Consider the following 16,232-nt stretch of genomic DNA (forward strand, 5'->3'; position numbering starts at 1 on the left):
TCAATTCTCCGCAATGGCCTCGTCGAGGTTCAAGATTGTATTGGCGACCAGTGTCAGCGCAGCCAATTGGCTCGGGTCTAACCCCGGCGTATTGGGCGTTTCTCCGACGGACAGCAATTGCCGCGTCGCCTCGGTGTGCTGTTGAAACTCATCGTGATAGACGTTGAAGTCATCGACCAGGACGGCCAGCTCTTTCGGCCTTGGTTGTCGACTGGTCACCAACCGGAACGCCAAAGCGATTCGCCGGGCGGGTGTTCGTCCGTCGGGTTTCATCACCCGCTGGGCCAGATGCCGCGCCGCTTCGACGAAGGTGATGTTGTTCATCATCGTCAACGCTTGCAGCGGCGTGGTCGTTTCGTCGCTCCGTACGATACAGGTTTCACGTGCGGCGGCGTTGAAGGCCATCATCGTGGGTGGCGGAACCGTGCGTCGCCAATACGTGTACATGCTGCGTCGATACAGTTTTTCTCCCGTGTCCTGTTTGTACTTCGCGTTCGAGATGCTGCTCCAGATCGCCGGCGGCATGTACGGTTTAACCGAAGGCCCGCCGATCGTATCGCTCAACAAACCGCTGGCGAAGAGCACCGAATCGCGGATCGCAAACGGCGAGAGACGTTTTCTTGGGCCTCGCGCCAACCAGCGGTTTTCTGGATCGCGTTCACGCAAGGCGTCGGACGCGGAAGACTGCTGACGATAGGTTGCACTGGTCACGACCAACCGGTGCATCGCCTTGACATCCCATCCGCTACGGATGAATTCCGTTGCCAACCAATCGAGCAACTTCGGATGGCTGGGCAGTTCGCCTTGCACGCCAAAGTTCTCGCTGGTCTTGACCAACCCGACGCCGAAGTGGTGCTGCCACAGTCGGTTGATCGTCACGCGCGCCATCAGTGGGTGATCCGGATCGACCAACCAACGAGCAAGCCCCAGCCGACTGCGCGGCCAGTCATCGTTCCAGGCTCCCAAGACCGCCGGCGTCGCGGGCTGCAGTTTTTCCGACGTGTCCGGGTTGTCGTACTGTCCCCGATCGAGTCGATACGTGTCGCGTGGTTGATCCAGCTCGTGCAGCACCATCACGGTGTCTTCGCCGCCGGGTTGCGGACGCGGTACCGACGTCTGCACGACTTTGATCTTGACGGGTTCAGGAACGACGAATTTCAAGTCAGCTTCGGATAGGTTCGGCCATGTCTGGGGTACCTTGATAAACGGCGGGCTGTTGCCGTTATTGGGACCGAGCCCGGCTTCATCGATGTTGTTGAAGAACGCGAACAGACGGTAGAAATCTTTCTGAGAGATCGGGTCGTACTTGTGGTCATGGCAACGCGAACAGGTCATCGTCAGCCCCAGGAACACGGTGCCGGTGGTTTCCACGCGGTCGGCGACGTATTCGACGATCCATTCGTCCGGGATCGAGCCGCCTTCGGAATTGATGCGGTGATTGCGATTGAATCCCGTTGCGACTTGAGTCAGGAAATTGCGGTCAGGGATCAAATCGCCCGCCATCTGCTCGATGACGAAGCGATCGAATGGCATGTTGTCGTTCAATGCGTTGATCAGCCAATCGCGCCACACCCACATGTAACGCAAACGATCGTTCTGGTAGCCGTCGGTATCGGCGAACCGAGACGCTTCGAGCCAGTCGACGGCCATGTGTTCGCCGTAGCGAGGTGACTCGAGCAATCGGTTCACCGCGCGTTCGTACGCGCCGCCGGATCGATCGTTGATAAATGCATCGAGTTCTTGAATCGTCGGAGGCAAACCGGTCAGATCAAAACTGACGCGGCGCAGCAACGTCGCTCGGTCCGCCGGCGGCGAGGGACTCAATCCCTCCGATTCCATTCGCGCCAGCACCAATCGATCGATCGGGTTTTGTGGCCATTGATCATTGGCGACCGCTGGCAGATCGGGACGCAGCGGCGGAATGAAGGCCCAGTGTCGGTCGTCCTTGGGCCAGTCCGCTCCCTCGGCCAGCCATCGTTTCAACGTTTCGCGATCCCGCCGCCGCAGGCGTCGATTGGAATCCGGCGGCGGCATCCGCACATCCGGATCGTCGCTGGTCAGACGCTCCAGCATGTCGCCCGACGTCAACACATCGGCGGCCAAAGCGGCCTCGCGATCATCCAGTCGAAACCCGCCCTCGCGCGCATTGGCATCGGGGCCATGGCAGTGGTAACAGGCATCGGACAGGATCGGCCGGATGTCGGCGGCAAAATCGAGCTTGGCGGCTGTCTCCGGCTCCGCGGCCGGCACGGACCCGCGGAGCCCCACCAGCAGAACGGACAATACCGCGACTGGAAGTCGAAATGCTTTCACGTTCAAAAAGGCTCTCAGGGATGGAGTGCAACCGGAGCGGTCGGGCAGGGCCCGCTCGGTCGCAGAGCGGGAGGGGTGCAGGCGAGGCATCACGAAGGGGCGGCTTCCTCGCGATACACCCATGATACACCTCGACCGATTGGCGGACACGCTAATTTTGAGGCACGCGGGGCGAACAACTAGCGAATTGAGTCGGTGCGGAGCCGAGCAGGCGTCCATCCCATTGGGAGACATCTCCCGTTCCATCGCCGGCAACTCCCGGCCTGCCAACCTTTCTGGAACCGCTGCACCGTCGCGTCACCAACCTTGCGTCGCACCTTCACGCTGACCAGGAAACGGCACTCTGGCGAGTGAATGATTGCACCGTCCGGCACGAACCCGTAAGATTGGGTGGCAGGAGGTATTCCGCGGTCCGACCGGGGAATATCGGCTTTTTACCTCGGTCGTACGACCAATCAGTGCTCCGCAGTCGACGAGTCGAGTTTGTATTGGAGTTTGGTCCATCGCGCCGACGCGGTGACCACCGCCGTTATCCCATCTAAATTTCGTGAATGCGTCCGATCCACCACGCTTAACATTCGCGGCTAGTCGATGGCGATTCTTTATCGCCACTACGATGAGCAGCTTGTCCATTGGTATCGTGATCTATTGCCTTACCCACTGGTTACAAATCCCTTATGGCTGGGCGTTGTTCATCGTCGTGATACGTGCGGCGTTCTGGGCCTGTGCGGTCGATATTCACAACTTCGACATCAAGGTAGATGGGCGGACGCTTTCTGGACCCACATTGATCTTCAGCTCTCAGCCAGTATCCATTGATCTTGGCGACGTCGATCCGGAATTTGTCAGCGAGTGGATGGGTACTTTTTCAGTGCACGATTCCACTGGCAACGATGTGATGGCACACTACCGGTACTACTTGCCGGAAGACCGTTTGGTTCTTCGTGGTCTGATCGAGCGTCTTCGTCGTCCACGACCCACAGCGTCTGTGGGATAACCAGGGTATCCACACGGAGCGGGGCTTGCGGTCGAGTTTGAAATGGACAACTTGACTCTTCCCGCCCAATACTGCCGGCCGTTGAACTTAATCGAATTGCTCTCCGCTTCAGCGGTTGATCTGCGGTGGTGGTAGGCCGGCGATGCGTGAGACTCCGGGCTGTAAGGCTGACGCCAGCTTCTTGAATCTTCTGGCCGCAGTTCGTCAGCGTGTTCATACAGTCGCCGTCTTGAACTCTTGTGGCCCATTGTGTGATCCGCAGGCGCATGACTCCCCCGTCACTTGCGTTGTGTGGTCCGCGGCGTTTTTCTTTGACTCAAAGACGAATCCGACCGAACGCACGCTCACGCCGTCCCTGGGGAGTCGAGCGCCCACGGATATTGGAGGTGCACCCATGAGATCAAGACGCCGTTACCAGCACAGCGCTGATGAACTGCGTGCAAGAGAGTTCGGAAGCGGACGGTACGGAGTAGGGGGGGAGCGTTGTGACCGCGGGGACTGGAATTCGCTACGACCCCGTCCGGGGTCGTGGAGTGGGTTGGGGGCGTGTCCCGGAGGTGACGCTGCGCTGACCTCCGGCTACTCGCTGTGATCCCTCCGGGATCAAGGCGGGACTCCCCCGCCACTCGCGAGTGTGAACGGGTATATTGGCAGACTGCGGCGACCGCTTGGGCGGCCTTCTTGGCCAGACGCGCGAACCGACCAGTGCGTCATAGCCGCGGAAGCGACGTCTCCTGCGTTCTACGATCAATCCTTCGTCGCGCCACGGTGACTGCAGGCGTTCGCCACTGAAACTCATGACCAACAACCCCTACTCCTCTCCGACGACCGACGCGACCACCGATCATGCAGCTTCCACGGTTGAGTCGGGAGCGTCGGTTGTCGAGCTGGCAAAACCTGTGTTTCTTGCGTGGGAGCGGCTTCGTATCGCCTACATCCTGCTGCTCGGCGCGTTCACCGCGATGCTTGCGATGCCCGGCGTGATCTCCAATGGGCCGCAACTGCTCACGTTTCGCGGCCTGATCATGATTGCGGAAGGTGCGATTGTCGCAAACGTCCTCTACTTCGCTGGACCGATTGTCGAGACTTACGTACGTTGGCTTGGATACGATCGCACGTGGGTGCGATGGTTCTTATTTGCCGGCGGGACGCTGTTGACGGCACTCTTCGCACTTGTCTCGCTGGCGTCCGGGTTGATCCCCAATCAAAATTGAGAGCTGTCACGCACGCCTTTTGCTGACGAAGCATGAATACACTGCCAACGTTGTTAATCGTCGCATTCATGCTTGCCTCTGACGCGAGTGCCGAATCGACTACATTTTTCATACACCACACTTCACGACCACAGAATCCAAGATTGTCCGCCGGGACGGGTCTGACCATGCTCTGGTGGTTGCCGAGCTCAGACGTGACGAACCGACGGATACACGGAAGACCTCGGCACAGTCAATGCTCAAGCCTGAGTCAACCGCTCGCTCCCCGTGATCTGAGTCACATTGCTTGAGATGCCTCAGGCCGACAGGCTGACGCCAGCATCTTGAATTATCTGGCCGTGAGTCGTCAGCGGTTCGGTGCGATCGTCGTCTTGATCTCTCCTGGCCCATCGTGTGATCCGCAGGCGAGAGACGCCCCCGTCACCCGCGACGGGTGGTTGAAGGTGTATTTCTTTGACTCAAAGACGAATCCAAACGAACGCACGGCGCGCCGATCCTTGGGAGTCGAGCGGCTTGGGAGGTTTGAAGTGCACCAATGAGATCAAGACGCGGCTTGCAGCTCGACGCCAATGAACGGCGTGCAATATATTCATGAAGCGGACGGTTGGGACGTAGGAGCGACGAGCGTCGCGAACGCGTGCAGTCAGCGGCGGGCCTGGGTGATGCCCGGAGGGCAGGCACAGTGTTTGCCGGCGGCGTGAGCCGCCGGTGGAGAGTCCGCTCCGACGCAACAGCCCTGGAAGGGCGACAGAGTTCGTCATGCAGCGGCCTCGACCCGATGCACGCTCTGTCGGCCTTCCAGGCCTGCGCCGCCGTGGCATCGGACTGCCGGGCCCTGACGGACCCGGCAACACGCTCGGACGCGTCGCCGCAGCCACATGCCTCGGGTGAGCGTTTTATACTTGCGTTGGTCCAATACGAAGTAAATGCTGGAATGTGGCACTGTTTTTTCGCCAAGAGTTGCGTCCATGGCACGAATACCAGACATCGAACAAACGCTGGAGAAAACCAATGAATCATGAAACCGAGAACGCTGAGCAGCTCCACTACCGCAGATCCCGTCGTGCGGCATGGTGGGCTTCCGCTGTCTGCGGCGTCTTGGGCATGGTCTCGTTCGCTGCGGGGCCATTCGATCAAGGCTTCGGTGGTCTTTGCCTGTTCGTTGCGGTTGCGTTGTTCGTGTGGGGGCTAGATTATCATCGGCGACTCAAGCCCGTCGGTGCGGAGACAACGCCAGCACGGCGATAAGTGGGGAACGCGGATCATCGCGAATGACTCTGTCATGACTTGCCCCATCTAAATTCGTGTGTTTAACTTCTTTCGTGGTTGCTTTCTTCTCCGGATGCTCGCGACATGAACATGCCAGACGTCGACACCTTGATCGAACTGATTCGCGACCACCGCAGTCGGGAAGCGTTGGAAATGCTCGATGCATGTCCGGGCTTGGCTAAGGAACGCTCCAGGCGATCGGGACAACTTCACGGCGCGACACCACTTCATTGGGCCGCGCATCGGAATGCCACGGAAGTCTGCCAACGCCTTGTCGAACTGGGCGCAACGGTGAACGATTCGGCGAGTGATTGGTGGCTGACGCCACTCTCTTGGGGCGCCGACGCGGGAAGCGCTGATGCGGTTGAACGACTGCTTGAGCTGGGTGCCGATGTCAATCAAGATGCCATTGTCGGTACGACCGCTCTTCACGCCGTCGCGATGGGTGGGTCCACTCAAGGAAAGGGTGATCCGGACGCGTATGAACGAACGGCGGAAATCCTGATCCGTCATGGTGCCGACATCAACCGACGGACAAACAAACAGCGAACACCGCTGGATGAAGCCATCGACAACCAAAATGTTGCCGTCGCGAACGTGCTGCTGCAACACGGCGGTCAGCGCTCCGAGACGTGATTCCGGGCCCTGACGGACCCGGCAACCACTCTGTCAGCCCGCTGGGCTGGATCAGCGACTTCCTTCGACGATCACGTTGGTGGTTCCGTTTTGCAAATCCGCCAGCCAACGCGCACACGAACGCGTCCATTGCGCGAAAGGGCCTCCCGATTCACGCAACCCCTTGCCGTGGCCGCCGCTGGCGTACACGTGTAGTTCTGCCGGCACCTTGGCGCGGTGCAGATGCAACAGGTAGTGCAACGAATCGGGGGCGAACCGATCATCCGCCGCGACCGCCAAATAGAGGGGCGGATAGTCCTGGCTAGATTTCAAGGGTTGAATCATCGGATCCAAGCCGTCCGCGGTGTCTTCGGCGGTCAAGTAGGCGGGATAAATCAAGATCGCGAAATCGGGATCGGCCCGGACCGCATCGATCGAATCAGCCGGTGGGTAGCTTTGCCGGTCCGAATGATGAACGGTCAACGCCGCCAAGTTGCCACCGGCGGAAAAACCGAGAACGCCAATTTGTTGCGGGTCGATGTTGAACGCATCTGCCCGACCGCGCACCAGTCGGATCGCACGCTGGGCGTCTTGCAGCGCGACCGCGTGCTTGTCCAACCCGTCGCGGCGCGGGACGCGGTACTTGGTGACAAACGCCGTGATGCCTTGGTCGCACAGCCACTGAGCGATTTGAGTGCCTTCGTGTTCCGCCGCCAAGGCGTTGTAGGCCCCACCGGGAAAGATGACCACGGCCCGACCGTCGGGATGTGCAGGGCGCCAAACATGGATCGTCGGGCGAGAGACGTTGGTGATGCGAACCAGCCCATCGGGCCGCTGTGGAAGCTCCTCCTGCAGCGCCGCTGCGGGATCGTCATCGCGTTTGCCGTCGCCGGGCCAGATCGAGATGATTTCCGGTGCCGGTTTGCGGAGCGCCGCCAGTTGCCGATCGCCCTCAGTCCAATCCGACGGGTGCACCTCCGCGTCTGATTTCGTTGCCGCTAACTTCACCGTTTCCGTTTTCGACACCTCCTGCTGCCCCACGCGTCGTTTTAAGAACGTGGCTTCCAGGCGATCCAAGAATGCGTTGCTCTCATGTTGCATGGCCTCGGTGAACAGCCCTTGGTCCTTCAAGAAGCGAGCGGCCGGACGGACGAACTCCATCAACGGATACTTGTCAAAACAGCCGCCGTGGCCGCCTTCGGGGTACACGTGAAGCTCCGCCGGAACTTTCGCTTGCCTCAGTTGCAACATCGTGTTGACCGCTCCCCAAGTGAATTTGTCGCTTCGGGTGACCGTCATCAACGTCGGCGGCGTCCGTTCGGGGCTCAACTGATCAAGGTGCAGATGCGGATCGGCAGTCAACGACTCCGTCGGCTGCGTCAGGTACGCCGGGTACATCAAGACGACCGCGTCGGGGCGCGCGCTGATTGTGTCCGTCGCGTCTTGTGCCGCGTACGTCGACTCGCCGTGATTGTTGGCCAGATTGAATGCCAAGTGACCGCCCGCGGAAGATCCGATCATGATGATCTTGTTCGCATCGATGCCGAGGTCTGCCGCGCCCGTCCGCAACAGTCGCACCGCGCGTTGGGCATCGCTCAATGGCACCCGATGACCGGGATCATCCGCCGCTCTGGGAACGCGATACTTCAGCACGGCACAATGGGCGCCGATGGCTCCGGCCCAGTGACAAATATCGACGGCGTTGGGCAAGGAAAGCCGTCCATAACCTCCGCCGGGTGCGAACAAGATCGTGGTCCCGGTCGCTTCGACGCCCGCCGGCGGCGCAAAGAGAATCATGCTCGGTTCCGTGACATTGCTAATCGCAGGCTTCCCGCTCTTCGAATCGCCCACGGTATCGGCCGGGACTTTTTGAGTCTGTTTTGAAGCTGCCTCCTCGTCGGGCCAAAGCGGGATGACGACGGCATCGCGATCGAGCAGTTGTTGCATGGCTTGCTCGCCGGGGCTTTCGGCGTGGGACCGTTGGCCAACGAAACAAGTTGTCAGCAGGAGCGAGCTAAAGAGGATCCGCAACATGATGGTCGGGCTTTATGATCAAGGTGTGAAACGTAGCACAAGGCAGATGTCATCCGACAGCAAGTGCACGTCATGGATGCGATCGCCACGGCGTCGGCATTGTAAACCAGATCGCATCGTTGCGTTCGGCGCAAATCCGATCATCTCCCGCTGGGGCATTCTGCCCCGCCGCGACTTTTTGGGACGGATCGACTGGATCGAGTCAATCGCCCGAGGCCAGCAATGAAAATCGTTTGGTGCCGCAAATAACGGGACGAACGCAGATTCCGAGTGCAACCATGCCGCTCTGGTACGGGGCGTGCCTATCAGACGGATCGATGACGCGGCGTGTTGCCGCTGCAACCTCCTCCGTCTGATTGAAGGACATCAAACCATGAAGAAGCACAAGAGCCGTCTAAGGACAGCACTCGTCGCGGCACCATTGACGTTGGCAGCAACCGGTCTGTTGATGGCAGCTGCTCCGATGACCAAAATTGATACCACACCGGCCCCGGCCGCGGTGACACGCCCCGCGCCGTCACCGGCGATCACGCCCGAACAGCTGAACATCGCCAATTCACTCTCGCAAGCGTTTCGCAATGTTGCCGATCGCGTCTTGCCGGCCGTCGTGGCCATCGAGAACCGCCCGGACACGTCCTGGCGTGCCGCCAAAGCTGCTCCCGACGGCAACTCGAAGAATACGCCCAATCCGTTCAAGGGGACACCGTTTGAAGACATGTTCCGCGACGGACAAATCCCGATGCAACCCGGCATGACCCCGCGTCAGGCTCCGCGTTCGCAAGGCGGCATCGGATCGGGCGTGATCATCGACACGTCGGGGATCGTGTTGACCAACAACCACGTCGTCGAAGGCGGCGGGACCGTGATCGTGAAGACCCACGACGGCCGCGAATTTGAGGCGGTCGAAGTGTTCACAGACCCGAAAACCGACATCGCCGTGGTCAAGATCAATGGCGACGATTCGTTGACCGCCGCGAAACTCGGCGACAGCGACACGACGTCGGTGGGCGACTGGGTCGTCGCACTCGGACAGCCATTCGGGCTGGAAAGCACCGTCACGGCAGGGATCGTGAGCGCGAAGAATCGCGGCATCGGCATCACCGCCCGTGAGAACTTCATTCAAACCGACGCGGCGATCAACCCCGGCAACAGCGGCGGCCCGTTGGTCAACCTGTACGGCGAAGTGATCGGGATCAACACCGCGATCTCGTCTCGCGGCGGCGGAAACAACGGCGTCGGATTCGCCGTGCCGTCCAACATGGCCCGTTGGGTCAGCGATCAATTGGTTGCCAGCGGCACGGTGCAGCGGGCTTACTTGGGCGTCGCCATTCAGCCGGTGTCCCATGAATTGGCCGGCCAGCTCGGCGTCTCTCCCCGAGGCGGTGTGGCGGTCACCAACGTGTTCCCCGACACGCCGGCGGCCAAGATGGGTTTCCAGTCGGGCGATGTAATCGTGAAGTTCGGATCGACCAAGGTCGCCACCCCGCAACAACTGCAACTGGCTGTCGAACGATCGGCGATCGGGCAGACCGTATCGGTGGAGATCGTGCGTGACGGGAAAACGGTCGCGTTGACCTATGAACCCGAAGCGGCACCGAATGACTTTGCCGATGCCGGACCGAAACAGAAACCCGACGGTGTGAAGATGCAGTCGCTGGGCATCGAAGTCACTCCGTTGACCGCCGACGTCGCCAAGCAACTCGGCCTGGATGAGTCCGCGGGCGTCGTGGTCACGCGAGTCCAGGAAGGCAGTCGCGCCGAGCAAGCCGGACTGAGCCCCGGAATGGTGATCGCCCAGGTCAATCGACAAGATGTCTCGACGATGGCCGAGTTTGAAAACGCGGTCAAATCGGACGAGGACGGAACCCTCCTGTTGTTGGTTCGCAGCGAACGAGGCTCCCGCTTCGTTGTCATCGAAGGATAAGATTCCCCACCCGAGCAAGGAGGCGCGAACCACATGCGACCAACGTCCCCGCGGCGTTGGTCGCTGTTTTTGCTGGCCCACGTTTTGACGGCCGATGCCAAAGGGTATCCTGGTGACTCGCTTCGATCGACGAGGAATGACCGATGAAACTTGCCGCCAAATTAATCCTCCTGTTCATGCTGGGCGTGCTGGGCATCGTCGCCCTGTTCTCCTGGCAAACCATTCGACGACAACTTAAGTGGGACGAAGAGCTACGTGCCAATCACGTCGATGACGTCGTCGGAGCGCTCAAGCCCGCGATCGACGACGCCTATCGCAACGGCGGTGTGGTGACCATTCAACAGGCCATCGAAGTGACCGCGCGTCATATTCCCGGCCAAGAACTGCGTTGGGTCGAAGGCGTGCCGGCCGGCGATTCGGAAACCAAGATCACGTCGCGAAAAGTCTCTCGAATCTCCGTTTCCGACAAAGACGGCGAAACCGTCGCCCACACGTTTGTCCCGTTGGAAATCGACGGTTCGCAAGCCGGCGGCGTGGAAGTGTCTCAATCGATGAAGCACCAGGAACAATTCATACGCGATTCCATGATCGCATCTCTTCTGTCGCTGCTCGGCGTTGCCGCCCTGTCCGGCATGATGATTTACTTTGGCGGCGTCCAACTGGTCGGCAAACCGCTCGAAAAGCTGATCGATCAAGTCCACCAGATCGGAGAAGGCAAGTTGCCTCAACCGCCCGCCTTAAAACGCAGCGACGAACTCGGTTCGCTGGCCGAAGCGATCAGCCAGATGAGCCGACAGCTGGACCAGCAACAGAACACGATTCGGCACACCGATCGGCTGGGAACCGTCGGCACGCTGGCCGCCGGCATGGCGCACGAGATGGGCACGCCGCTGAATGTCGTTGCGGGCCGGGCCAGTCTGATCGCGAGCGGAAAACTGTCGCCCGAGGAAGTCCGCCAAAGCGCTCAAACGATCAAGTCCGAAGCCGAACGCATGACAACGTTGATTCGTCAGTTGTTGGATTTTGCACGCCAATCGCCGACCACCCACACACGGATCGACATCGGCCAAATCGCGCGGACCACCTGCGATCTGATCGAACCGATCGCGGATAAATCGTCCGTAAGAATTGATCTCCGCCGCGACGATCAAGCCTACCCGATCCGCGGTGACGCCACTCAGATCCAACAAGTGCTGACCAATTTCCTGACCAATGCGGTCCAGGCCATGCCCGACGGCGGCACGGTCACCGTGGCCCTCGAGCGACGACAGTCCTCGCAGGGCGATCGGATGGTGGTCCACGTGACCGATCAAGGCCGAGGCATCCCGCCGGAACAACTCGATCACGTCTTCGAACCGTTCTACACCACCAAGGATATTGGACAGGGGACGGGGCTCGGACTGTCGATTGCCTACGGGATCGTGCAAGAACACGGCGGGGACATCGACGTTCAAAGCAAAGAAAACGCGCAAACCACGTTTAGTGTCTCCCTGCCCGCCGCCGAAGAACCATCAGCCGCCGCCGAAGAACCATCAGCCACCGCCCCATCATGAACGGAACCATGTCTAACCCGAACGTCTTGATCGTGGACGACGAACGAAACATGTGTGAGTTGATCGAAACCGATCTGCGACTGCGCGGGATCAACAGCCGATGGTGCCTGTCGGCAGCAGACGCGGTGGAGGCCTTGCACCAGGAAAATTTTGATGTGGTGCTGACCGACGTGAAAATGCCGGGCACGACGGGTTTGCAACTGTGCCGGCAGTTCACCGAAACCAGGCCCGATGTGCCGGTGATCGTGATGACCGCTTTCGGAACGTTGGAAACCGCGATCACGGCGATGCGCGCCGGCGCATACGACTTCATCACCAAACCGATCGAGATGGATCTGCTGGCGATCACCTTGCGGCGGGCGATCGAACATCGCCAACTGTCCGAGCAAGTCCGATTGCTGAACGCATCGTCGGACGACATCGGCGCGTTCGGGGAAATGATCGGCAAGAGTCCCGCGATGGTGAAACTGTACGAACAACTGCAACGTGTCGCACAATCCGATGCCGCGGTTCTGATCTGCGGCGAAAGCGGAACCGGTAAGGAACTTGTCGCCCGGTCGATCCATGCCAACAGCCGGCGCAGCGAGCAACCGTTTGTCGCCGTCAACTGCGGCGCGCTCAGTGAAACATTGCTCGAGAGTGAACTGTTCGGCCACGTCAAGGGAGCCTTCACCGACGCGCGGAGCGAACGTCGGGGGCTGTTTCTGGAAGCCAATGGTGGAACGCTGCTGTTGGACGAAATGGGCGAGATGCCGATGCCGATGCAGGTCAAATTGCTTCGGACCCTGGAAGAACGATCGGTCCGTCCGGTGGGCAGCGACAAGGACATCCCCTTTGACGTTCGTGTCTTGACGGCAACCAACCGTGACTTGGAAACTTCGGTCGCCGAGGGGCGATTCCGCGAGGACCTGTTTTATCGGATCAACGTGATCGGCATCCAGTTGCCGCCGCTGCGAGCCCGGGGAACCGACACGCTACGACTGGCAGAGCATTTCTTGAAACAGTTTGCCAGATCCGAACGCAAATCGGTGGACGGGTTTGCCGAAGGCGTGGCCGAAAAATTGCTCGCGTATTCTTGGCCTGGTAACATTCGCGAGTTGCGCAACGTGATCGAACGCGCCGTCGCGTTGACGCGTTACGACAAGATCACGATCGAAGACCTGCCGGAAAAAATCAGCAACTTCTCCGCCGGCACGCTGTTCATCGGCGGCTTGGATCCGAGTGAATTGGTCCCGATGGAAGAAATCGAACGCCGCTACATCAACCATGTGCTCGAAGCGGTCGGCGGCAACCAGACGCAAGCCGCCCGAATCCTCGGACTGGACCGAAAGACGATCTACCGCAAGTTGAAACAGGACACGTAGGTCACGCGGTGCGTGACGATTGGCCAGACACGTAGGTCACGCTGTGCGTGACGGTCGGCCAGACGCGTAGACACGTAGGTCACGCTGTGCGTGACGATTGGCATGCACAGCATGCCCTACTTGCTCGGGGTAATGCATGACGGACCACGTCACACCCTCGCCCTCACTTCAACGGTAACCCGGTCAGTTTTTCGCCGTTGGTGTCGAGGATTTGAAAGTGGTGGATGCCGACTTTCTTGCCGTCGGTGTATTTCCAAACCACTTGTTTGTCGCGTGTGACTTCAAACATCTTTGGTGCCGCGGGATCCTTTCGTCCGCCGGCATAGCTGGTGATCACCACGTTGCCGTTGGGCAACACTTGGCTGCCGCAAGGATCTTGCAACCAGGGTCCGGGCAGGTCGTCGTTGGTCAATTGCCAAACGATTTTTCCAGACGCATCGAAGTCGACCACTCGGTTTCCGTGTGTGCAGCACACCAGGGTCTGGCCGTCGCCATGGCGGATCGCGGTGAACGGCCAAGTGTGGATGGCATGCTCGGTATCGCCGGACACGGTTGTGTCGAGCTGACCGAGGACTCGGCCCTTGGCGTCGTAATGAAAGACCGCGAAATCAAACAGATGCGGCGCCAAGTACGTCCCGTCGGCCAGCTTTCTGGCCATCCGCGTCTGCATGTGATGGTTTTCTTTTTGACAGGCCAACGGGAACTCAACCCGCACCGCTCCGGAACGATCCACCTCGATCAACCGCGGGTTCGTGCCGGCTTCGGTGATCACGAACGTCCCATCGGCCGTCGGCTGGGCGCTGTTGACTTCCGACTGCGTGCCTTTCCAGATCAGTGTTTCCGTTCCGTCGGGAGTGATTTCAACGACGGCACCGCCGGAGTATCGTTTCCCCTTGTTGAGTGTCAGGACGATGTTGCCGTTTTCCAGAACGTATCCATCGCGAGTGGCGTGGGGGTAGGTCCATGTTTTGTTTCCATTGCCATCGACGATATACGTCGCTCCGCCGCAAGCGAGAAAACCATGGGTCGTCGGCTCGGCGGCATGGGACGCGGAGAAGGTGATGACGCAGCACAACACGGCGGTGATCGATCGAACGAGATTTCTGCAGCGTCGGACGGGCCCGGTCTCCGTTGTTCCGTCGAGGGTTTGGGTGACAGCGCGTGGCTGTTGGTCAACGGACGTGATTGGGTGTTGGAGATTCATTTCGCACTGGGGAATGTTGGGCGTTGGAAGGGGTAAGAGCGGCAGGGCGCGAGCCCTCCGGTCTTTCATGGCGAAACCGGACGGCTCGCTCCGATCCGCTAATTGTTTTAGTGCCAAAGCAAGTGGCATGGGGTTACTGGTTTGTGGTCGCCGGCGGAGCCGGCGGGGGTGGCAAGCAGGGTGCTTAAAACGCTGTCTGGTCGCCGGCGGAGCCGGCGAAGGTGGCAAGCAGGATGCTTACCCCACTGTTTGGCCGGCGAGGATGGCAAGCAGGATGCTTACTCCACTGTCTGGTCGGTGGGGGTGGCAAGCAGGATGCTTGCCCCACTTCGGAGCATCACGCGATGATGTCATGGACCACGTGGCCCTTGACGTCGGTCAGCCGCATGTCGCGTCCGCCGAATCGGAAGGTCGACCGGGTGTGATCGACGCCCATCAGATGCAGCATCGTCGCGTGCAGATCGTGGACTTCGACGCGGTTTTCGATCGCCTTGTAACCGAACTCGTCGGTCGCCCCGTACGTGGTGCCGCGTTTGACGCCACCGCCGGCCATCCAGACGGTAAACCCAAATTGGTTGTGGTCGCGTCCGTCCTTGCCTTGGGCAAAGGGTGTGCGTCCGAACTCGCCCGCCCAAACGACCAATGTCTCGTCCAGCATTCCGCGCTGGCGAAGGTCTTTCAACAGCGCGGCGATGGGCTGGTCGACGGCGCGGGCGTTGTTTTCGTGGCCCTGTTTCAGGTTCCCGTGTTGGTCCCACCGGTCACCGCCGACCTTGGGGCACGTCAGCTCGACAAACCGGACTCCACTTTCGATCATTCGACGAGCAATCAAGCACTGCGCCGCATAAATCCGTGTCGGTTCGTACGTTGATTCCATCCCATACATTTTTTGGACGTGGGCGGGTTCGTCCTTGATCGACATCACTTCCGGAACCGCCATCTGCATCGCATAGGCCAGTTCGTAATTTCGGATTGCAGAATCCAGGCTATCGTGCCGGCCGAACTGTTGGGAGGCAAAGCCATCCAACTGGCCGATCAAATCGAGTTTCTCACGCTGGCGCTGCGGAGACGACTCGGTCGGCGCGATGTTGGCGACGCCACTTCCGGAAGGTTTGAACACCGATCCCTGGTAACTGGCGGGCAGAAATCCGCTGCCGAAACAATCCAGTCCGCCGGGCGGGATCAGTCCACCGTTGATGACGACAAAACCGGGCAGGTTTTGGCACACGCTGCCCAGCCCATAATTGACCCAGGCCCCCATGCTCGGACGACCCTGCAGACCGCTGCCGGTGTGCAGAAAGTAGTTGGCAAAGGTGTGTTCGGGAAACTCCGACACCATCGATCGCACAACCGCCAGCTCATCGACACAGGTCGCCACGTGGGGAAACAGGCTGCTGACGGGGATGCCCGATTCACCGTGCTGCTGGAACTCCCAGGGGCTCGCCAGCACCGTGCCGTTGTTGTTGAACTGAGTCGGTTCGACGTCGAACAAAGTGCCGGGGTCTTTGCCGTTGAACTTGGTCAACAGCGGTTTCGGATCAAAGGTATCAACCTGCGACGGTCCGCCATCCATGTACAAGAAGATCACATTCTTGGCACGCACTTGGTGATGCGGGCCGTGACCGGCTTTGCCGAGTTCCTCCGATTGAGTCGACTCCAAAGAATAAGCGGCGTCCTGTGCCAAACCGGCCAACGCGACGGCCCCAAAACCGCTGGCGCAGCGTCGCAGCATGTCGCGACGCGAA

Annotated in this window: 11 protein-coding genes; 7 read left to right on the top strand and 4 right to left on the bottom strand. The window is 59.9% G+C overall.

What is annotated here, in order from left to right:
* The gene (locus TBK1r_RS26170; RefSeq protein WP_419580407.1) at positions 1-2,313 is read right to left on the bottom strand and encodes a PSD1 and planctomycete cytochrome C domain-containing protein; all 2,313 of its coding nucleotides are present in this window, start codon (positions 2,311-2,313) and stop codon (positions 1-3) included.
* A 616-nt stretch (positions 2,314-2,929) separates the two neighbouring features.
* On the opposite strand from TBK1r_RS26170, the gene TBK1r_RS26175 reads away from it, so the two are divergent.
* From TBK1r_RS26175 to TBK1r_RS26190, 4 genes are all read left to right on the top strand, one after another.
* Positions 2,930-3,310, top strand: a complete 381-nt coding sequence (locus TBK1r_RS26175) for a hypothetical protein (protein WP_145217656.1) — start codon at positions 2,930-2,932, stop codon at positions 3,308-3,310.
* Positions 3,311-4,107: 797 nt separating this feature from the next.
* Positions 4,108-4,524, top strand: coding sequence for a hypothetical protein (locus TBK1r_RS26180; protein ID WP_145217658.1), 417 nt, complete (start codon positions 4,108-4,110; stop codon positions 4,522-4,524).
* A 1,011-nt stretch (positions 4,525-5,535) separates the two neighbouring features.
* The gene (locus TBK1r_RS26185) at positions 5,536-5,772 is read left to right on the top strand and encodes a hypothetical protein (RefSeq protein WP_145217661.1); all 237 of its coding nucleotides are present in this window, start codon (positions 5,536-5,538) and stop codon (positions 5,770-5,772) included.
* A gap of 105 nt (positions 5,773-5,877) precedes the next feature.
* A complete protein-coding gene (locus TBK1r_RS26190; protein WP_419580408.1) occupies positions 5,878-6,429 on the top strand; it encodes an ankyrin repeat domain-containing protein in 552 nt (183 codons plus the stop codon).
* 51 nt (positions 6,430-6,480) lie between these two features.
* Here TBK1r_RS26190 and TBK1r_RS26195 read toward each other — a convergent pair whose 3' ends face one another.
* Entirely contained in the window at positions 6,481-8,355 is a 1,875-nt protein-coding gene (locus TBK1r_RS26195) for an alpha/beta hydrolase (RefSeq protein ID WP_419580409.1), read from the bottom strand.
* 460 nt (positions 8,356-8,815) lie between these two features.
* Here TBK1r_RS26195 and TBK1r_RS26200 point away from each other — a divergent pair, with 460 nt between their 5' ends.
* The 3 genes from TBK1r_RS26200 (at position 8,816) to TBK1r_RS26210 (ending at position 13,283) form a co-directional block, all read left to right on the top strand.
* Positions 8,816-10,366 carry a Do family serine endopeptidase gene (locus TBK1r_RS26200; protein ID WP_145217668.1) on the top strand — a complete coding sequence of 517 codons (1,551 nt, stop codon included), beginning with the start codon at positions 8,816-8,818 and terminating at the stop codon, positions 10,364-10,366.
* A 143-nt stretch (positions 10,367-10,509) separates the two neighbouring features.
* Entirely contained in the window at positions 10,510-11,919 is a 1,410-nt protein-coding gene (locus TBK1r_RS26205; protein ID WP_145217672.1) for a sensor histidine kinase, read from the top strand.
* Between the two features lie 8 nt (positions 11,920-11,927).
* Complete coding sequence (locus tag TBK1r_RS26210; RefSeq protein WP_419580410.1) at positions 11,928-13,283, top strand: sigma-54-dependent transcriptional regulator; 1,356 nt, start codon at positions 11,928-11,930, stop codon at positions 13,281-13,283.
* A 163-nt stretch (positions 13,284-13,446) separates the two neighbouring features.
* Here the strand turns inward: TBK1r_RS26210 and TBK1r_RS26215 are convergent, their stop codons facing one another.
* Positions 13,447-14,487 carry an SMP-30/gluconolactonase/LRE family protein gene (locus TBK1r_RS26215; protein WP_419580411.1) on the bottom strand — a complete coding sequence of 347 codons (1,041 nt, stop codon included), beginning with the start codon at positions 14,485-14,487 and terminating at the stop codon, positions 13,447-13,449.
* A gap of 337 nt (positions 14,488-14,824) precedes the next feature.
* Positions 14,825-16,219 carry a DUF1501 domain-containing protein gene (locus tag TBK1r_RS26220; RefSeq protein WP_145223049.1) on the bottom strand — a complete coding sequence of 465 codons (1,395 nt, stop codon included), beginning with the start codon at positions 16,217-16,219 and terminating at the stop codon, positions 14,825-14,827.
* Positions 16,220-16,232 lie beyond the last annotated feature (13 nt).

Origin of the sequence: Stieleria magnilauensis (assembly GCA_007753675.1) — a bacterium.
Classification (GTDB): domain Bacteria; phylum Planctomycetota; class Planctomycetia; order Pirellulales; family Pirellulaceae; genus Stieleria; species Stieleria magnilauensis.